Annotated in this window: 18 protein-coding genes and 2 pseudogenes; 14 read left to right on the top strand and 6 right to left on the bottom strand. The window is 72.1% G+C overall.

Features of this window, described 5'->3' with window-relative positions; all coding sequences use genetic code 11:
- Window positions 1–117: 117 nt before the first annotated feature.
- Window positions 118–696: a YdeI/OmpD-associated family protein gene (locus tag OG386_RS06185; RefSeq protein WP_328787145.1), complete on the bottom strand. Its 579-nt coding sequence runs from the start codon at window positions 694–696 to the stop codon at window positions 118–120.
- A gap of 9 nt (window positions 697–705) precedes the next feature.
- Complete coding sequence (locus OG386_RS06180; RefSeq protein WP_328787144.1) at window positions 706–1,638, bottom strand: ABC transporter ATP-binding protein; 933 nt, start codon at window positions 1,636–1,638, stop codon at window positions 706–708.
- 132 nt (window positions 1,639–1,770) lie between these two features.
- Here OG386_RS06180 and OG386_RS06175 point away from each other — a divergent pair, with 132 nt between their 5' ends.
- Both OG386_RS06175 and OG386_RS06170 read left to right on the top strand, forming a co-directional pair.
- Window positions 1,771–2,997 carry a sensor histidine kinase gene (locus OG386_RS06175; RefSeq protein WP_328787143.1) on the top strand — a complete coding sequence of 409 codons (1,227 nt, stop codon included), beginning with the start codon at window positions 1,771–1,773 and terminating at the stop codon, window positions 2,995–2,997.
- Window positions 2,994–3,680, top strand: a complete 687-nt coding sequence (locus OG386_RS06170) for a response regulator transcription factor (RefSeq protein ID WP_328787142.1) — start codon at window positions 2,994–2,996, stop codon at window positions 3,678–3,680. Before OG386_RS06175 ends, OG386_RS06170 begins: the two co-directional genes overlap by 4 nt.
- A gap of 72 nt (window positions 3,681–3,752) precedes the next feature.
- Here the strand turns inward: OG386_RS06170 and OG386_RS06165 are convergent, their stop codons facing one another.
- Window positions 3,753–4,208 carry a DoxX family protein gene (locus OG386_RS06165; RefSeq protein WP_328787141.1) on the bottom strand — a complete coding sequence of 152 codons (456 nt, stop codon included), beginning with the start codon at window positions 4,206–4,208 and terminating at the stop codon, window positions 3,753–3,755.
- A 449-nt stretch (window positions 4,209–4,657) separates the two neighbouring features.
- Between OG386_RS06165 and OG386_RS06160 the strand changes: the two genes are divergently transcribed.
- The 4 genes from OG386_RS06160 to OG386_RS06145 all read left to right on the top strand — a co-directional run bounded on the left by OG386_RS06160 (window position 4,658) and on the right by OG386_RS06145 (window position 8,218).
- Window positions 4,658–5,614 carry a tellurite resistance/C4-dicarboxylate transporter family protein gene (locus tag OG386_RS06160; RefSeq protein ID WP_328787140.1) on the top strand — a complete coding sequence of 319 codons (957 nt, stop codon included), beginning with the start codon at window positions 4,658–4,660 and terminating at the stop codon, window positions 5,612–5,614.
- Window positions 5,615–5,694: 80 nt separating this feature from the next.
- Window positions 5,695–6,129, top strand: coding sequence for a VOC family protein (locus OG386_RS06155; RefSeq protein ID WP_328787139.1), 435 nt, complete (start codon window positions 5,695–5,697; stop codon window positions 6,127–6,129).
- An 85-nt stretch (window positions 6,130–6,214) separates the two neighbouring features.
- Complete coding sequence (locus OG386_RS06150) at window positions 6,215–6,847, top strand: GNAT family N-acetyltransferase (protein WP_328787138.1); 633 nt, start codon at window positions 6,215–6,217, stop codon at window positions 6,845–6,847.
- Between the two features lie 606 nt (window positions 6,848–7,453).
- Window positions 7,454–8,218: a maleylpyruvate isomerase family mycothiol-dependent enzyme gene (locus OG386_RS06145; RefSeq protein ID WP_328787137.1), complete on the top strand. Its 765-nt coding sequence runs from the start codon at window positions 7,454–7,456 to the stop codon at window positions 8,216–8,218.
- 33 nt (window positions 8,219–8,251) lie between these two features.
- Here the strand turns inward: OG386_RS06145 and OG386_RS46880 are convergent.
- Together OG386_RS46880 and OG386_RS06140 are read right to left on the bottom strand one after the other, a co-directional pair.
- A pseudogene (locus OG386_RS46880) lies at window positions 8,252–8,404 on the bottom strand (transposase); the annotation flags it as partial.
- A gap of 197 nt (window positions 8,405–8,601) precedes the next feature.
- On the bottom strand, window positions 8,602–9,696 hold the full coding sequence (locus OG386_RS06140) for a hypothetical protein (RefSeq protein ID WP_328787136.1): 1,095 nt from the start codon (window positions 9,694–9,696) through the stop codon (window positions 8,602–8,604).
- Between the two features lie 153 nt (window positions 9,697–9,849).
- Between OG386_RS06140 and OG386_RS06135 the strand changes: the two genes are divergently transcribed.
- The 7 genes and pseudogenes from OG386_RS06135 to OG386_RS06105 all read left to right on the top strand — a co-directional run bounded on the left by OG386_RS06135 (window position 9,850) and on the right by OG386_RS06105 (window position 14,467).
- Window positions 9,850–10,221 carry a VOC family protein gene (locus tag OG386_RS06135; RefSeq protein ID WP_328787135.1) on the top strand — a complete coding sequence of 124 codons (372 nt, stop codon included), beginning with the start codon at window positions 9,850–9,852 and terminating at the stop codon, window positions 10,219–10,221.
- Window positions 10,222–10,263: 42 nt separating this feature from the next.
- Window positions 10,264–10,731: pseudogene (locus OG386_RS06130) on the top strand (transposase); the annotation flags it as partial.
- Complete coding sequence (locus OG386_RS06125; protein WP_328793582.1) at window positions 10,732–11,079, top strand: hypothetical protein; 348 nt, start codon at window positions 10,732–10,734, stop codon at window positions 11,077–11,079.
- A 39-nt stretch (window positions 11,080–11,118) separates the two neighbouring features.
- Window positions 11,119–11,805, top strand: a complete 687-nt coding sequence (locus OG386_RS06120) for an epimerase (protein WP_328787134.1) — start codon at window positions 11,119–11,121, stop codon at window positions 11,803–11,805.
- Window positions 11,806–11,862: 57 nt separating this feature from the next.
- Window positions 11,863–13,071, top strand: coding sequence for an RNA ligase (locus OG386_RS06115; RefSeq protein WP_328787133.1), 1,209 nt, complete (start codon window positions 11,863–11,865; stop codon window positions 13,069–13,071).
- A 3-nt stretch (window positions 13,072–13,074) separates the two neighbouring features.
- Window positions 13,075–14,094 (top strand): phosphatase domain-containing protein, encoded by a 1,020-nt coding sequence (locus OG386_RS06110; protein ID WP_328787132.1) that lies wholly within the window; start codon window positions 13,075–13,077, stop codon window positions 14,092–14,094.
- Window positions 14,095–14,107: 13 nt separating this feature from the next.
- Window positions 14,108–14,467 carry an NTP pyrophosphohydrolase gene (locus OG386_RS06105; protein ID WP_327381181.1) on the top strand — a complete coding sequence of 120 codons (360 nt, stop codon included), beginning with the start codon at window positions 14,108–14,110 and terminating at the stop codon, window positions 14,465–14,467.
- 77 nt (window positions 14,468–14,544) lie between these two features.
- Here the strand turns inward: OG386_RS06105 and OG386_RS06100 are convergent, their stop codons facing one another.
- Window positions 14,545–14,991 (bottom strand): hypothetical protein, encoded by a 447-nt coding sequence (locus OG386_RS06100; RefSeq protein ID WP_328787131.1) that lies wholly within the window; start codon window positions 14,989–14,991, stop codon window positions 14,545–14,547.
- Between the two features lie 467 nt (window positions 14,992–15,458).
- On the opposite strand from OG386_RS06100, the gene OG386_RS06095 reads away from it, so the two are divergent.
- Window positions 15,459–15,833 carry a YbjQ family protein gene (locus OG386_RS06095; RefSeq protein WP_266607592.1) on the top strand — a complete coding sequence of 125 codons (375 nt, stop codon included), beginning with the start codon at window positions 15,459–15,461 and terminating at the stop codon, window positions 15,831–15,833.
- Window positions 15,834–15,857: the final 24 nt, after the last annotated feature.

Here is a 15,857-nt window from a genome sequence, read left to right as displayed (position 1 = left end):
GACTCCGCCCTCCTGCAGGCCTGGTCTCCCCGTGGGGAGGCCGGGCCTGACGCCTTCTCCCGGTCCGTTGCGCCCCTGCCCCCTACGGCCCCCTGCGCTCGCGGGAGACCGGCCGGATCACCCGGCAGCCCCGCCTCCCCCCAGCAGCCGCACCGCCCGGTCGAGCCGGGCCCGCCTGGTCTCCGGGGTGAGCGCCTGTAGCAACGGCAGGACCACCTGGTAGCGCCCGGTGCGGTCGAGCGCCTCGAACGCCTCCGCGGCCGCCGGATCCGCCTCGAAGGCCGCCGCGAGGTCCGGTGGCACCGCCGCCGTCCGCTGGGACTCGTAGGCGTGCGTCCACCGCCCGTCCGCCTGCGCCCTGCGCACCTCGGCGAGTCCGGGCTCACGCATCCGCCCCGCGGCGCTCAGCTCCGCGACCTTGTCCACGTTCACCCGGGACCACAGGCTCTTGGGCCGGCGCGGCACGTACTTCTGCAGGTAGTACCGCTCGTCGAGGGCGCGCCGCTGCCCGGAGATCCAGCCGTAGCACAGGCCGATGTCGACCAGCTCGTCATCGGTGACCGACGCGATCCCCGACCGCTTCTTGGCCAGCTTGATCCACACGCCCTCGTGGCGCGTGTGGTGCTCGGTCAACCAGCTCTCGAACGCTTCGGCGTCCGCGAAGCCGATGACCTCCACCCCACCCAGTTCCTCCATGCGCCCAGGCTATCGCCCGCCGCCCGGGCGGGACCGGGCCGACACGGCCCGGGAACCGGCGCACAGTTCGCCCAGCACCTCCTCCAACGAAGGCCTGCGGGTGTCGAGTTCGAGGATCACGATCCCGTGCTCGGTGGCCAGGGGGCCGACGCGCTCCGCCGTCATGCCGGTCACGGCGAGCCGGTCCGGACCCGACAGGCGGGCCCGGACCACCGTCGCGCCCCCGTCCGTCAGTACGGCGGCAAGCTCGACGGGGCTCGCAGCACCCACGACGACCCGAGGCGCGGCGCTCCGGGCGGTGAACTCGGCCGCGGACTGCGCCAGCACCGTCCGGCCCCGGTCGAGGACGACGATCCGGTCGGCCGTCTCGGCCATCTCCGCCGCACGGTCACCGGTGATCGCGACCGTACGCCCCTGCGCGGCCAGTGCGCGCAGCAGCCGGCGGGCCCACCGCATCCCCTCGGGGTCCAGCCCGGCCAGCGGCTCGTCCAGCAGCAGCACGGGCGGATCCCCGAGCAGCGCCCCCGCGATGCGCAACCGCTGCCGCATCGCGGGGGAGTACGTACCCACGCGCCGCCGCGGTTCCTGCGCCAAGCCCGTCTCCGTCAGCACCTCGGCCACCCGGCCCGCCTCGATGCCGTGCGCACGGGCCAGTGCCCCCAGCACCGCCCCGGCGGTCCGCCGGCCGCGCAACCCGGCCGGATCGGGCAGGGCCCCGACCTGGTGGGGGCTGCGCGGGCGGCCGCGCAGCGGGACCCCGCACACGGCGACCGTGCCCGCGGTGGGGGAGTCCAGCCCCAGGATCAGGCGGAGCGCGCTGGTCTTGCCGGCCCCGGCGGCGCCGAGGAACGCGGTGACCGCGCCGGGCCGGGCCGTGAGGGAGAGCCGGTCCACGGCCGTCCGGTCGCCGTGCGTCCTGGTGAGTTCCTTGACCTCGATCACCCGGCCCACCCTGCCAGTGCGCTCGGCCCGAGGACATCGGACCGCCGGCGGAACGTGCCCGGTGGCCTCGGCCGGGGGGCGTAAGCCCGGGGGCGGATGCCCGGGCCGGGGACGGCTGGCTACGGTCACGCCATGGACAACCCACCGAAGACCCCGAAGCCCGCGAAGACCCCGAAGTCCGCCGAGGCCGCGCGGAGTTCGACATCAGGGTCCGGATCGGCCCGCACGGCTTGGGGCGGCGCGGGCCTCTACGTCCTCGTCGTGGGCCTGCTGATCGGCGGTGTCCCGTACGCCGCCGGGCCGCTCCTCGGGGTCGTGATGCTGCTGGCGGTGACCCCGCTCGTCCCCCTGCTGCGGCACCGGCCCCTGGCGGCACTGGCCCTGACCCTCCTCGGCGGCACGCTCGTCGCGGGGGCCGCCCAGAACCACGGTCCGGGCCGGTTCTTCGTCTTCCTCGCCTCGGACCTCGTCCTCGGACTCGTCGTCGCCACGCGGCCCCGGCGGGACGCGGTCACGGCCCTCGTCATGGTGTTCGCCGTGGAGCTTCCGGGGGTCGCGTTGGTGGCCTCCGGACCGTACGACCTGATGAGCACGAGCCTGATCGCCTTCCTGTCGTTGGGCGCCGTCTACATGACCGGCCTGCGGTTCCGCGAGCGCCGCGAGCACACGGCCGAACTGCGCACGCAGCAGGTGGCCGAGGCCGTGACCGCCGAACGACTGTGCATCGCACGCGAGTTGCACGACATGGTCGCCCACAGCATCGGCGTGATCGCCATCCAGGCCGGTGTCGGCAGCAGGGTCATCGACACCCAGCCGGAGGAGGCCCGCGCCGCCCTGCGGGCCATCGAGGCCACCAGCCGCGAGACCCTGTCCGGCCTTCGCCGTACGCTGGTCGCGCTGCGTCGGGCCCAGCCGGACGGCACCCGGGGGCAGGCGCCGCTCGGGCCCGCACCCGGGCTGTCGGACCTCGACGCGCTGGTGGCGGCCACCGCCGACGCGGGGGTGCGGGTCGACGTACGGTGGGAGGGGGAGCGCGGTCAACTGCCGCCCGAGACGGACCTGTCGGCGTACCGCATCGTGCAGGAGGCGCTGACCAACGTGGTCCGCCACGCGGGCACCGGGCACTGCCGGGTCACCATCGGATACGGGGAACAGGAGCTGACCGTGGAGGTCGTCGACGACGGGCGCGGCGCGCCCGACGGCATCGGAAGTACGGGATTCGGCATCACGGGCATGCGCGAGCGGGTCAGCCTGCTGCACGGCCGCTTCAGTGCCGGTCCCCGGGCCGGGGGCGGCTTCCGGGTCGAGGCGGCGCTGCCGCTGCCCCTGGCCGCGGCGGCCGTGGACGGGCTCCGATGACCGCCGCTCCCGCGCGGGCGATCCGCGTCCTGCTCGTGGACGACCAGCCGTTGGTCAGGTCCGGTCTGCGGGTGCTGATGGCCGACACCGCCGACCTGGAGGTCGTCGGCGAGGCCGGTACGGGTACCGACGGCGTCCGCCTCGCCGCCGAACTGCGCCCCGACGTGGTGGTGATGGACATCCGGATGCCGGGCATGGACGGCATCGAGGCCACCGGGCTGATCACCACGGCCGCGGAGGCCGTCAAGGTGCTCGTGCTGACCACCTTCGACGAGGACGACCACGTCTACGGGGCGCTGCGCGCCGGCGCGAGCGGGTTCGCCGTGAAGGACATGGCCGTGGAGGACATCCTCGCCGCGATCCGGGTGATCGCCGCGGGGGACGCCCTGATCGCGCCGGGCGTCACCCGCCGGCTGATCGCGGACTTCGTCCGCGCGCCCGGGCCGGCGGCGCCCGAGGTGCGGGCGCCGCGACCCGTCGCGGGGATCACCGAGCGCGAGCGGGAGGTGCTGACCTTGGTGGGGCTGGGTCTCTCGAACGGCGAGATAGCCGAGGAGCTGTTCATCTCGGCGGCCACGGCCAAATCGCACGTCTCGCGCCTGTTCACCAAGCTCGGCGCCCGGGACCGGGTCCAACTCGTCATCACGGCCTACGAGATAGGGCTGGTCGCAGCGCCCCGCTGAGGGGCCCGGGCGCCGGGGCGCGAGTGGTGCCGCCGCGTACGGTGTCGACGCGAGTGGCGCTGAATCGATTCCTCAGGCGGTGACGGCCTCCGGGCGGTTCTCGTCCCGCTGCCCGACGGAGGCCGCCGAACGCGAGGAGAACAGCCCGTCCACCGCCAGGGCTCCGGGGCCGGTGAACACCAGCAGGAGGAAGGCCCAGCAGAACATCGCCGAGGCCTCGCCGCCGTTCTGCAGCGGCCACAGCGCACCGGGCTGGTGCACGGTGAAGTACGCGTACGCCATCGAACCGGAGGCGACGAAGGCGGCCGCCCGGGTGCTGAGCCCCAGCAGGACCAGAGCGCCGGCGACGAGCTGGATGGCGGCGGCGTACCAGCCGGGCCAGCTCCCGGTGGCGACGGTTCCGCCACCGTGCGCACCGCCGAGGACACCGAAGAGGGAAGCGGCGCCGTGCGAGGCGAAGAGCAGTCCGGTGACGATCCGGAACAGGCCGAGGGCGTAGGGCCGGGCATGGTCGAGACGTGCGTTCATGGGGGGAGGCTCCTTCGGTTGGGGACGGGTCCCGAAGTCGTGCCGACGTTCTCGAGCGTGGGTGAGCCATAGGTTAGGTACGCCTAACCGGGCCGGCAAGCGCGAGTTCCGGCCACCGGCCGAGGAGGTCCGACGCTACCCCCGCACCTTCAACCCGGCGCCGGTGGCGCGCGCGGAGTTCCCCTCCCCGGCGGAGGTCGCCCCGGTGCCGGGAACGGGTCCGTGTGCCCGCGCGAGGAATCGGGAACCTGCCGGTCCACTCCCCTGTGACGGACCGGCAGGTCCGCGTCTGAGTCCGAGCCTAGGACGGGCCCGCACCCCCGCCTGTGCATCGCGCGCAGGTTTGCTTGATCTTGCGTGCAGGAGGTTTCGCGTCCGGCCGTGTGGTTCGCGCGGCGCGTCGGCCCCGTCCGCCGGGAGCCTGCCGACCCGTGGGGTCCGCTGGACGCGTGAGCATCCTCCCCGGCCGTGACTGGTGGACCGGGCTCCCGCCCGCGGCGGGAGCCGCCGTCATGGCCACCGGCATCATCTCCGTCGGACTGCACCTGACCGGGCACGACGCGGCGTCACTGGCCGCGCTGGTCGTCGCCGGTGCGCTGTGGCTCGTACTCGCCGCCGACTTCACCTCCCGGCTGCTGGGCGACCGCGGGCGGTTTCGCGCCGAGGCCGACACACCGGCAGCGCTGACGGCCGTCGCCGCCACCACCGTCATCGGGGCCCGGCTCTCGCAGCAGGGCTGGCAGACGGCGGCCGCCGTGCTGCTCGTGGTGGCCGCGGTGCTCTGGCCCGGGCTGCTCTTCAACGTCCTGCGGCACTGGCGGCGGCGCATGCCGGGAGCGGCCTTCCTCGGCTGCGTGGCGACCCAGGGGCTCTCCCTCCTCGCCGCGTCCCTCGCCGACGCCGACCACCACGACCTGCTGGCGCGGGCGGCGATGGCCGCCTTCTGCCTCGGCCTGCTGCTCTACCTGGCGGCCCTCTTCCGCTTCGACCTGCGCGAGGTGGTGGGCGGCAAGGGCGACCACTGGGTGGCGGGCGGTGCGCTCTCCATCTCCGCCCTGGCCGGATCCAAGCTCACCGCGTCACCCGTATGGACCGGTTCGGCACACACCACGCTGCGTACCGTCACGCTGGCCCTGCTCGCCCTTTCCCTCGTCTGGTACGTCGTCCTCCTCGCCGCCGAACTGCGCCACCCGCGGCCGCGCTACGACATGCGCCGCTGGGCCACCGTCTTCCCGCTCGGCATGACGGCCACCGCCTGTCTCTCCGTGGCGGAACCGGCCGGTGTCGCCTGGCTGCGCACGCTGGGCGAGGTCCTCCTCTGGGTCGCCGTGGGCGCCTGGCTGCTGACCTTCGCCGCGCTGGTCGCCTCGCACCTCACCGCCGGGGGCGGGGAGAGGGGCCGATGACACCCCGCGCCCGGCGCCCCGCCTCCCACGCCCCCTTGTGGCGTGTGGCGATGGCGGCGCCTCCTCAGTAGGGTCCCGGCATGGCGTACACATTTCAGGTGACCATCGACTCGACCGACCCGCACGCGCTCGCCGACTGGTGGGCCGAGGCGCTCGGTTGGGAAGTGGAGCCGAGCGACGAGCAGTTCATCCGCGGCCTGATCGAGGCGGGCCACGCGAGCGAGGACGACACCAAGATCCACCGGGGCACCCTCGTCTGGAAGGTGGGCGCCGCGATCCGCCACCCGGAGGGCCTGGAGCGCGCACCCCGTGTCCTCTTCCAGTTCGTCCCCGAACCCAAGACGGTCAAGAACCGGGCCCATTTCGACGTCCGTACCGGCTCCGACGACCCCAAGGCACTGGTCGAACGCCTCATCGCCAACGGCGCCAAGCACCTCCACGAGGGCCGTATGGGCGGCAGCGCATGGACGACCCTCGCCGATCCGGAGGGCAACGAGCTCTGTGTCTCCCACTAGGTGATCGAGTGCGGGGGTTCGACCGTCAGCGCACCTGTGTAACATCCGCATTCCGATTGCAGTCATTACTCGGAGGGGTGTCCGGATGTGGGAGCTCGCGCGCTCGTGGGTCGACGGATGGACCGTCTCGCGACGGGCACCGAGGCCGGTGGACGTGCCGTGGGGGCTGAGCATCCAGGTCGGGCTGCCGGCCCAGGCGGTCCGTCACGTCCTGCTCGACACCGACGTCGAAACCGCACGCGGGCTCATCGGTACGGTCACCGAACCGACCACCTGCATCAAGGCCTTTCTGGAACCGGACGTCATGGAGCCGTGGTTCTCGTCCGACTGGGAGCGGACCGATCCCGGCTTCCTGATGGCCGTCGACCTGCGTCCGTCCGTCGTGCGCGCACCTGACGGTTACACCGCCACCGCCGAGAGGGACGGCGATGTCGTCAGCGTGCGCGTTCTGGCCGCCGACGGGGAGCTCGCCGCGCGCGGTCAGACCGGTCTGACGGGTACCGCCTGCGTCTTCGACCAGATCATCACCGAGGAGGCCCACCAGCGCCTCGGCCTCGGGACGGTCGTGATGGGCGCACTCACCGAGGCGGCCGTCGAGAACGGTGCGACCACCGGCGTCCTGGGCGCGACCGTCCAAGGCCGGGCGCTCTACGAAACGCTCGACTGGAAGGTCCTCGCACCGCTGACCGGCTTCCTGTACAAGCCCGTCGCTCGCTGAACCGCAACCGGGTGCGGGGCGGACCGACAGCGCAACCTTGTCGCCATCGGGACGGTGCGGTGAACGACGGAGGCCCTCCTACTCGTTGAGCCGGTTGACGAAGGACGCCTCTGCCCCCACGCCACGATCGATTCGGGGTCCACGTCGAAGTCGGCGTCGTCGCAGCACGTCTCCCGGGTCTCGCGGGCGTTCTCCGTCTCGTCGCGCAGCCCGGGGCCGTCCGTGTACGGGTACCCGTCGGCCCGTAGCGGCGGCAGCAGGATCCTGATGCGTCGCTGATCGCCCCCGCCCCCGGGCCCGCCGTCATGCGGAGGCCTCGGACGGTGCGTAGTGGTGCAAGCAGCTGTGCAACTGCGGTTCGAGGCGGGACGGGTTGCCGCCGTTGACCGCATGCCCCAGCCGGCTCTCGATCCGGAAGCGATGGGCGAACTCCTCGAACGACGGTGCACACCAGAGGATCGCCGCCGTCTGCGCCTTGGCGTCGTATCGGTCGCTCTCTGCCTCCTCCCCGGCACGCCGGGCCTCGAACTCGTGCTCTCAGGGGACATCTCATGTGGGGGCCTAAATCGAGTGCGGGAGTCCCGGTCCGGGTGATACAAGGTCTGAGTGACTGATCATCTCTACTTCCCCACCCTGCTGCGGATGATTGACGAGCGTTCCGCCGCGTTCCGCGCCGCCGTCGCCGCGGCCCCCAGCCTCGACGCCGACGTCCCGTCCTGCCCGGGCTGGACGCTGTACGACCTGGCGAACCACCTCAGTGAGGGGGACCGCTTCTGGGCCTACATCGTGCGGAACACCGCGCCGGGCGACGAGCGGCCGAGCAAGGACGGGCTGGCGGCGCCCAGGGAGCGCGAGGAGCTCATAGCCTGGCTGGCCGACTCGACGGAGCAACTGCTCACTGCTCTGCGCGAGGCCGGCCCGGACCGGGGCTGCTGGGCCTGGTGGGAGCCGCTGGCCTCGCCGCACACGGTGGCCGCCGTGGCCCGCCGCCGCGTCCCGGAATCGCTGATCCACACCTACGACGCCCAGTTGGCCTCCGGTACCCCGCAGGAGCTGCCGACGACCGAGGCGGCCGACGCCATCGAGGAGTTCCTCGCCACCGTCTGCACCGGCACGGTCCCGTGGCCGGGCGAGCCCGCCACCATGGACTACCACGCAGCCGAGGCCGGCTCCTGGCGCCAGACGGTGGACGCCGCCGGTTCCCGCTTCACCCGCCTCACCGCGGCGGAGGCCGCCGAGAGCAAGCCCACCGCCGCCATCTACGGCACGGCGAGCGAGATGGCCCTGCTCATGTACATGCGCATCCCGGCCGGCTCGCTGCGGATGGAGGGCGATGCCGACCTGCTCCGGCAGCTGCAGAACTGGGGCTAAGAGAACATCTCGTTCGGAGGGTCTGCGGGTGCAGATGATGGCTGCTGCGATGCTGGCGAAGGCGGCGAAGCGGTCGGCCTTGCGTTCGTAGCGGCGGTGGAGCCCGCGGAAGCCGCCGAGCCAGGCGACCGTGCGCTCGATCACCCAGCGGTGCCGGCCGAGGCGGTTGGAGGTCTCGATCCCGCCGAGGCCGGTGGCGCACCGTGCGGCGTCGAAGCAGACCGCGGACACTGCGGACCCGGATCGTTCATCGGGCATCGGAACCCCCACGTGGTCGCTGCGATCGGAATCGTCGACGCCAGCTCGGCAGCCCTGCCGTTTGAGCCGATTGCGGGGGCGACCACGCAGTCCCCGGATACGTGGGATCGCTTCCAACAGCGGGATCAGCCGTGTGACGTCATGCCGATTTCCCTTCCGAAAGCCGGGTACCCCGGGAGTCGGGCCACCTCCCAGCCTCCGGCGACCTCACTCAACAACAACCGCATCGTCTCCGCGAACGCCGGGAACTCCTCCAGCGTGCTCGCCATTTCCCAGCGGTGCCTCAGCACCTGGCGCCTCGTCGGGACCGGATGCCGGGTCCGGTGCAGCGGACCGTCCTCCACGGTGCGAGGTAGCAGCCGCACCGTCGCGTCCACCGTCCAAACGGCTACGGCCTGCCGCATGCCGGCCTGCCACACCTCGTCCTCGGCCAGTGCCGGGTACACGTCGACGACCTCCGCGCGATACGCCTGCTCGATCTCCGCAGCCATCTCGGCCGGCAGGGTGAAGACGCACCAGCAGCTGGAGAACGGCATCCGGCAGTACGCGGCCGTCAGGAACACCGATTGGTAGCAGGCCGCCTCGAAGTCGATCAGCTGTAGTCCCTCTGCGGTGAGCAGGTTGTTGTCGGGACAGGTATCACCCGGAGTGAAGGCCGGATACTCCTCCCCACCCGCTGTCCCGATCCGGGCCAACTCCTCCGCAAGGCCCGGCGGAGCTTCCACTCCGGAGCCATCGAGCAGCACGAGCAGTTCGGCGGCCCTCTCGGCGATCCACGGCTCGTCCCCCCAGGACCGCATGCCCTTGTCGTACCGGGACCACAACCGCACGAGATCGGCGCGCCGGTGAACCGATTCGGCGGCCATCCGCCCGAGCCCACGGGCCCAGGCCAGCAACCCGCTTTCCGCGACGGTCGGATCGCTCCCGAGGAGGACGTCCGCCAGGGTAGGCGCGTTGCCGAGGTCTGCCATGACCAGCAGGGGCACCTCGAGGTCCACGCCCAGGAGCTCGGGACCAGCGATCCCGAGGGACAGCCCGGCGGCCTCAGCCGTGAAGCAGCGCAGAGACTCCGGCTCGTTGCCGAACGCCTTGACTATCACACTGCCGCCACCGGCCGTTTCGCACCGCACCACAGTGCTGCGCGGGCTGCCACCCAGGTCGACCGGGCCGGACAACTCGACCCCCAACAGTTCGCTGGCGGCGCGCAAGATCGACTCCATCCCGACAGTCTGTCACCAACACCCTGGACGCCGCAGCCCGCCGTGTGGACGTGCCGGGCGCGGGCGCGGGCCTGTTCGTGGGACTCGTGCCGTCACCTTCGGCTGGGCCCCTGCCGGTTGGCCCGCTCGCCAGCCGGTGGCAGAGTGAGCTGCATGATCGGACGTCTGTACACCGTTGTCATCGACTGCCCCGACCCGGATGAACTCGCCGGTTTCTACGAGAAGCTGTTATCGCTCTCGCGACAGGAGGACACCGGCGAGTTCGTCGTGCTCCAGGACGCGGCGGGGACCCCGGTGGTCCTCTTCCAGCGGGTGGACGGTTATCGCGCGCCGCGTTGGACGGATTCCGCGCGTCCTCAGCAAATGCACATCGACGTGATGGTCACGGACCTCGACATAGCTGAGGCCCAGGTGCTCGCCCTCGGCGCGAAGCTGCTGGATGGTTCGGACAAGCCGATCGGTTACCGCGTCTACGAGGACCCCGTCGGCCATCCCTTCTGCCTGATCACTCCCGAGGGAGCCTGACCCTGCCGTTTGGGGTCCGGCGCCGAATACGACTCGCACTAGAAGGCGTTCGCGGAAGCGGCACGCTTCCGGGACAGTTGTACGCGTGCCTGACCGGGCACGGCGATGAGCTGTGTGCGCCGGGCACAGTGCACTCGGCAGTCGAGCTGACGCTCCTGCCGGAACATCGACGTGGACGCGGAGCGATGCACGCCGGCCCGAAACCAGGGCGGATCGATGTGGCTCGGCTGCGGTCACCGCTGGCCGGCCTGCCGCTGCCCCGGTTCTCCGACGGGTGCCCGGTCCTGGCCGTCGGCGTGCCACCGTGGCTGCGGTCGGACGCTCCGTGCTCGCCGGGCCGGCTGTTCCGCCACGTCTAGGGGCGGGCGAAGACCGCCTCACGGTTCATTCCTGGCCGGCCCTACTCGTTCGTCGCCGTGCTGGAGAGGGGCGCCACATCCTGGATGCAGATCCTGGACGCGGTCCGGTTCGGCCGACGACGCCACTGCGGTGACCGCAGCCCGACACCGCGTGACTACGGCACACACGTTTCGCCTGCTCAAGCAGACCCTCGGCTGGACCCGCCCCGAGCTACGGGAACCGGACGCCGCGGACCGGCGGACGTCGCTGATCACCGCCGCCCATCCCCAGCGCCTTCTCGCCCGCCCGCTCACCCGCGATCTGAGGCCCCCCGAAGCGCTCCGGCCGCACGCCCCACCCGTCGTACGTGCCCCCGTGATCGCGCACGGCCAGAGCGGGCCCGACGGCCAGTGTGCTGAGGGCGTTCGTCCCCTGCGGGCGGTGTCGACGGACCCGATCGATTCGCCGGACGGGCCCTCCAAGGGTCGTGTGGGTCGGGCCGGGCTCGCGGCTCCCTGATCCGGCCCGACCGACAGGACACCGCCTAGACTGACCTCCGTGAACGTCCTCCTCTTCGGCGCGACCGGCATGCTCGGCTGGGGCGTCCTGCGCGAATGCCTGCGCAGCGATGCGGTCGAGAGCGTCGTCGCCGTCGGACGCACCCCGCTCGGCGTCAGCCACCCCAAGCTGCGCGAGTGCGTCCAGGGAGATCCGTCCGACCTGGCCGCCGCCGGGATCGACCCGGCCGCGTACGACGCCTGCTTCTACTGCCTCGGGGTCTCCTCCGTCGGCATGAAGGAAGAGGCGTACCGGCGCGTCACCCACGACCTGACGCTCGCCGTCGCCCGGCCGTTGTCCGCCGCCAACCCCGGCATGACCTTCGTCTACGTCTCCGGCGAGGGCACGGACAGCACCGAGCGGGGCCGTTCCATGTGGGCCCGGGTCAAGGGGAAGACCGAGAACGACCTGCTCGAACTCCCCTTCCGTGCGTACATGTTCCGCCCCGGCATCGTCCAGCCGGTGCGCGGCGTGCCCTCCAAGGCCCGGCTGTCCCGGGTGTTCTACGCCGTCCTCGGCCCCCTGGTCCCCCTCGTGCGGCGGGTCGCCCCGAACCTCGTCATCACCTCCGAGGCCTTCGGCCGCGCCATGATCGCCGTCGCTTCACCCGGCACCGAGATCCCCGGGCACATCCTGCGGCCCGCCGACATCAACCGCCTGGGCACTGCGCCGACCAGGCATAATTAACTACCGGGCACACCCTCCCGCACGTGAGAATGAGCCATCTCAAACCGGGAGGACCCCATGAGCCAGGAGACCCTGACTCTGCATGACCTGCTGCCCGCACAGGCGCTGGCGGACTCGATCGACGCCGGGTACGTGACCCGCAAGTCGCATCCCGAACTGCCGCTGTCCATCTACACCTACACGCGGACGGCCCAGTACGAACGCGTCTGGAACGACGTCACCACCCGCTGCCGCGGACTCGTCGCCGACGACACCACCGGCGCGATCGTCGCGTTGCCGCTGCCGAAGTTCTTCAACGTCGGCGAGCACGAGTCGGGTCAACCGTACGCCCCCGCCCTCCCGGACGAGCCGTTCGAGGTCTACGACAAGGTCGACGGCAGCCTCGCCGTCGTCTTCCACTACGCGGACCGCTGGCGGGTCGCCTCCAAGGGGTCCTTCATCAGCGCCCAGGCGACCTGGGCGCAGCGCCTGCTCGACGGCCGGGACACCGCGGCCCTGCGCCCCGGCACCACCTACCTCGCCGAGATCCTGTACCCGCAGAACCGCATCGTCGTCGACTACGGCGACCGCCGGGACCTCGTCCTCCTCGCGGCCTTCGGTCAGGACGGCACCGAGGTCCCCCTCGCCGAGGCCGCGTCCCACTGGGAGGGGATCGGTTCCGTCGTCACGGTCTGGCCCGCCATGCCCATCGACGAGCTGATCGCCCTCACCGAGTCCAACACCCTGCCCGGCGGTGCCTCGGCGACCGGCACCCAGGCGGAGGGCTTCGTGCTGCGCTTCGCCTCCGGTGTGCGCGCGAAGGCCAAGCTGGCCGAGTACGTACGGCTCCACCGCCTGCTGACCAAGGCCACCGAGCGGGACATCTGGCGCGCCCACGGCATCCAGCGGTTCGCCGGCCTGCCCCTCAAGCAGCTCGCCCAGGGCCTCGGCACCACGGTCGTCGAGATCGAGGCCACGGGCGGCAAGCCGCTCGACGCACTGCTCGACCAGGTGCCCGACGAGTTCGACGCCTGGGTGAGCGAGGTGATCGAGCGGCTCGAGAGCGAGGCCGCGCGGCGCGAGCGCGCCATCGACGAGGCGTACGCGGGACTCGCGCACCTGGCCGCCGACCGGGGGGCCTTCGCCCGGGCGGTGAAGGCACTGCCCGACCGGGAGGTCCGGGCCGCGATGTTCCTGCGCCTGGACGGCCGGTCCACGGAACTGGCCGTATGGCGCAACGTGCGGCCGGAGACGTCCGACCCCTTCACGAACGACGAGGAGAACTGACCCGTGTCCGAAGACACACCCAACACGGACGTGAACACGGATGTGAACACGGACGCGACTGCGACTGCGATTGCGGCCGAGGAGGCCCCGCTGCCCGTCGTGCACGTCATGACGGGCCTGCCGGCCTCCGGCAAGACGACCGCCGCGCGCGCCCTGCAGGCCGAGGCCGGTGGCCGCATGCGCCGCGTCAACCTCGACGACCTGCGGCTCATGCTCGACCTCCCGGACCCCGGGCGGGGCCGTAGCTTCAGGCACGAGCAGACCGTGCTGGCCGTCCAGGACGCGGCGGTCCGCGCGGCGGTCGACGGCGGCTTCGACGTGGTCGTCGACAACACCCACCTGACCAAGAACATCCCCAAGCGGCTCAAGGCGGCGGTCGGCGGTCTCGCGACCTTCGTCGTGCACGACTTCACCGACGTCCCGCTGGAGGAGTGCCTGCGCCGGGACGCCGCGCGCGAGCGCCAGGTCGGCGAGGAGATCATCCGCATATTGGCCGAGAAGCACGAGAAGGCCCGGCGGGGAGGCTGGCGGCTGACGTCGGAGTGGATGAACGGCGGGTCGAGCGGGGTGGCCGCGCCGCCCGTGACGGAGTACGTGCCCGACCCGGCCCTGCCGGCCGCGGTGATGTGCGACATCGACGGCACGCTCGCGCTGACCGGCGACCGGGGCCCGTACGACTTCTCGCGCTGCGAGCTCGACCTGCTCAACGAGCCGGTACGGCACGCGCTCGACGCCTTCCGGCGCGCCGACGGCGACGCGATCGTGCTGCTGTCGGGGCGCGGCGAGGAGTACCGTCAGCAGACGGAGTCCTGGCTGCGGCGCCACGAGGTGCCGTACGACGAGCTGTGGATGCGCGCGGCGGGCGACACGCGCCGCGACGACGTGGTGAAGGCGGAGCTGTTCGACGCGCATGTGCGCCACCGGTACGCGGTACGGGTCTCGCTCGACGACCGGGACCGCGTGGTCGCGATCTGGCGCCGGATGGGCCTGCCCACCTGGCAGGTCAACTACGGCGACTTCTGAGGGCCCGGCCGCCGTGAACGCCGCGCGGAACGTGCTGATCGTGGACGGCGCGAACGTCGTCGGCTCGGTGCCGGACGGCTGGTGGCGGGACCGGCGGGGCGCGGCCGTCCGGCTGCGCGACCTGCTGGCCGGCCGGGGCGGCGACGAGGAGATCGTCCTCGTCGTGGAAGGCGCCGCCCGGGGCGTCGAGTCCGTTCCGGGCGTCCGGGTGGACCCGGCGCCCGGGAGCGGTGACGACCGGATCGTGGAGTTGGCCGCCGCGTACGCGGAGCGCGGCTGTGTCGTCGTCACGGCCGACCGTGAACTGCGGGAACGGGTCCGGGCGTACGGCGTGGAGTGCGTGGGGCCGCGTGCCGTACGCCCGGTGGACTGACTGCTGACCTGTCCGCCCGACTGCTCCCTGTCCGTTTGCCTATCGGCCGACAGGCAGGGACGGGGACAGGGGCGGGGTCAGCGGCAGTACTTGACCTCGGAGAGGTTCTTGACGTAGCGGGCGGAGACCCAGCGCTCCTTCTCGTACGCACGCTTGGGGGCCGCGGCGTCGTGCTCCCAGCTGCCGTTCTTGTCGGCCAGGCGGTACCAGATGCGGTTGCCGTCGACCTTCTCACCGTACTTCTTGCACTCGATCTCGACCTTGCTGTGCGGGTACACGTGGCCGAGGGACTGCGAGTGGGTGCTCGGCTTGCTGCGGACCGTCAGCGGGCCCTTCGAGACGACCTTGCCGGTGACGTACTTCTCGGGGTACGCACCGGGCTCCGCGGACCCTCCGCCGACGACGATCTCCCGCGGCGGCTGGTTCTCCGGACCGTCGTCGGCGACGGCGGCGCCCGCTCCGACCAGACCGAGAACCAGGCTGCCGGCGGCGAGAGCGAGGGTGGTTCTGGTGGGCTTCAGCATGAGCCGGCTCCTCTACGAAGACATCCACCCGGCCGCGACGCGCGGCACGGGGCGGCAACCAGGCGGGTTGCCAGGGACGACTATGACGAGGGCGGGGCGCGTAGCCCCGGTGGCTCACCGTCGTTTAACCCGATATGACCAATTTGCCCTATCGAGGTGCGCGGCCGTGCCCGCCCCCGAACGGGCACGGCCGTGCAGCGAGCCCCGGAGGAACGGGGCGGCGCCGGCCGGTGACCCGGCGGAGGAGAATCTACGGCCCCGCCGTCCCCGCCCGCGCCCATCCGGGGGATGAGGCCGGAGTACCACCCAGGGAGGTGGCGACCTACAACCTGGGTGGTACGCAAGGGGTTGATGTGCACGCGGGCACACGTCCGGCGGCGGTCCGGATCCGTGCCGGGTGCGCTGCCCGTACCCTGCTCGCGCGGCCCGGGGTGCGGGCGGTGGCGGCCCGGGCGAGAGTGGGTGCCATGGGTATCGATGACTACGGCGGCGGCGCCGGCGCACACGAGACCGGCGTCCTCGTCGTCACGACCAACGACGTCCCCGGCTACCGGGTCGAGCGCGTCATCGGCGAGGTCTTCGGCCTCACCGTCCGCTCCCGCCACCTGGGCAGCCAGATCGGCGCGGGCCTGAAGTCGATGATCGGCGGCGAACTGAAGGGCCTCACCAAGACCCTGGTGGAGACCCGGAACCAGGCCATGGACCGGCTCATCGAACAGGCGAAGGCGCGCGGTGGCAACGCCGTGCTGATGATGCGGTTCGACGTCACCGACGCCCAGGACGTCGGGACCGAGGTGTGCGCGTACGGAACGGCCGTGGTCCTCGTCCCCGCCTCGACCTGACCCCTCCCCCCGGCCGTCGAGGTC

It is taken from the genome of Streptomyces sp. NBC_00273 (assembly GCF_036178145.1).
GTDB lineage: Bacteria > Actinomycetota > Actinomycetes > Streptomycetales > Streptomycetaceae > Streptomyces.
Note: the sequence above shows the minus strand (reverse complement) of the source record. Positions and strands in the feature narration are given on the sequence as shown.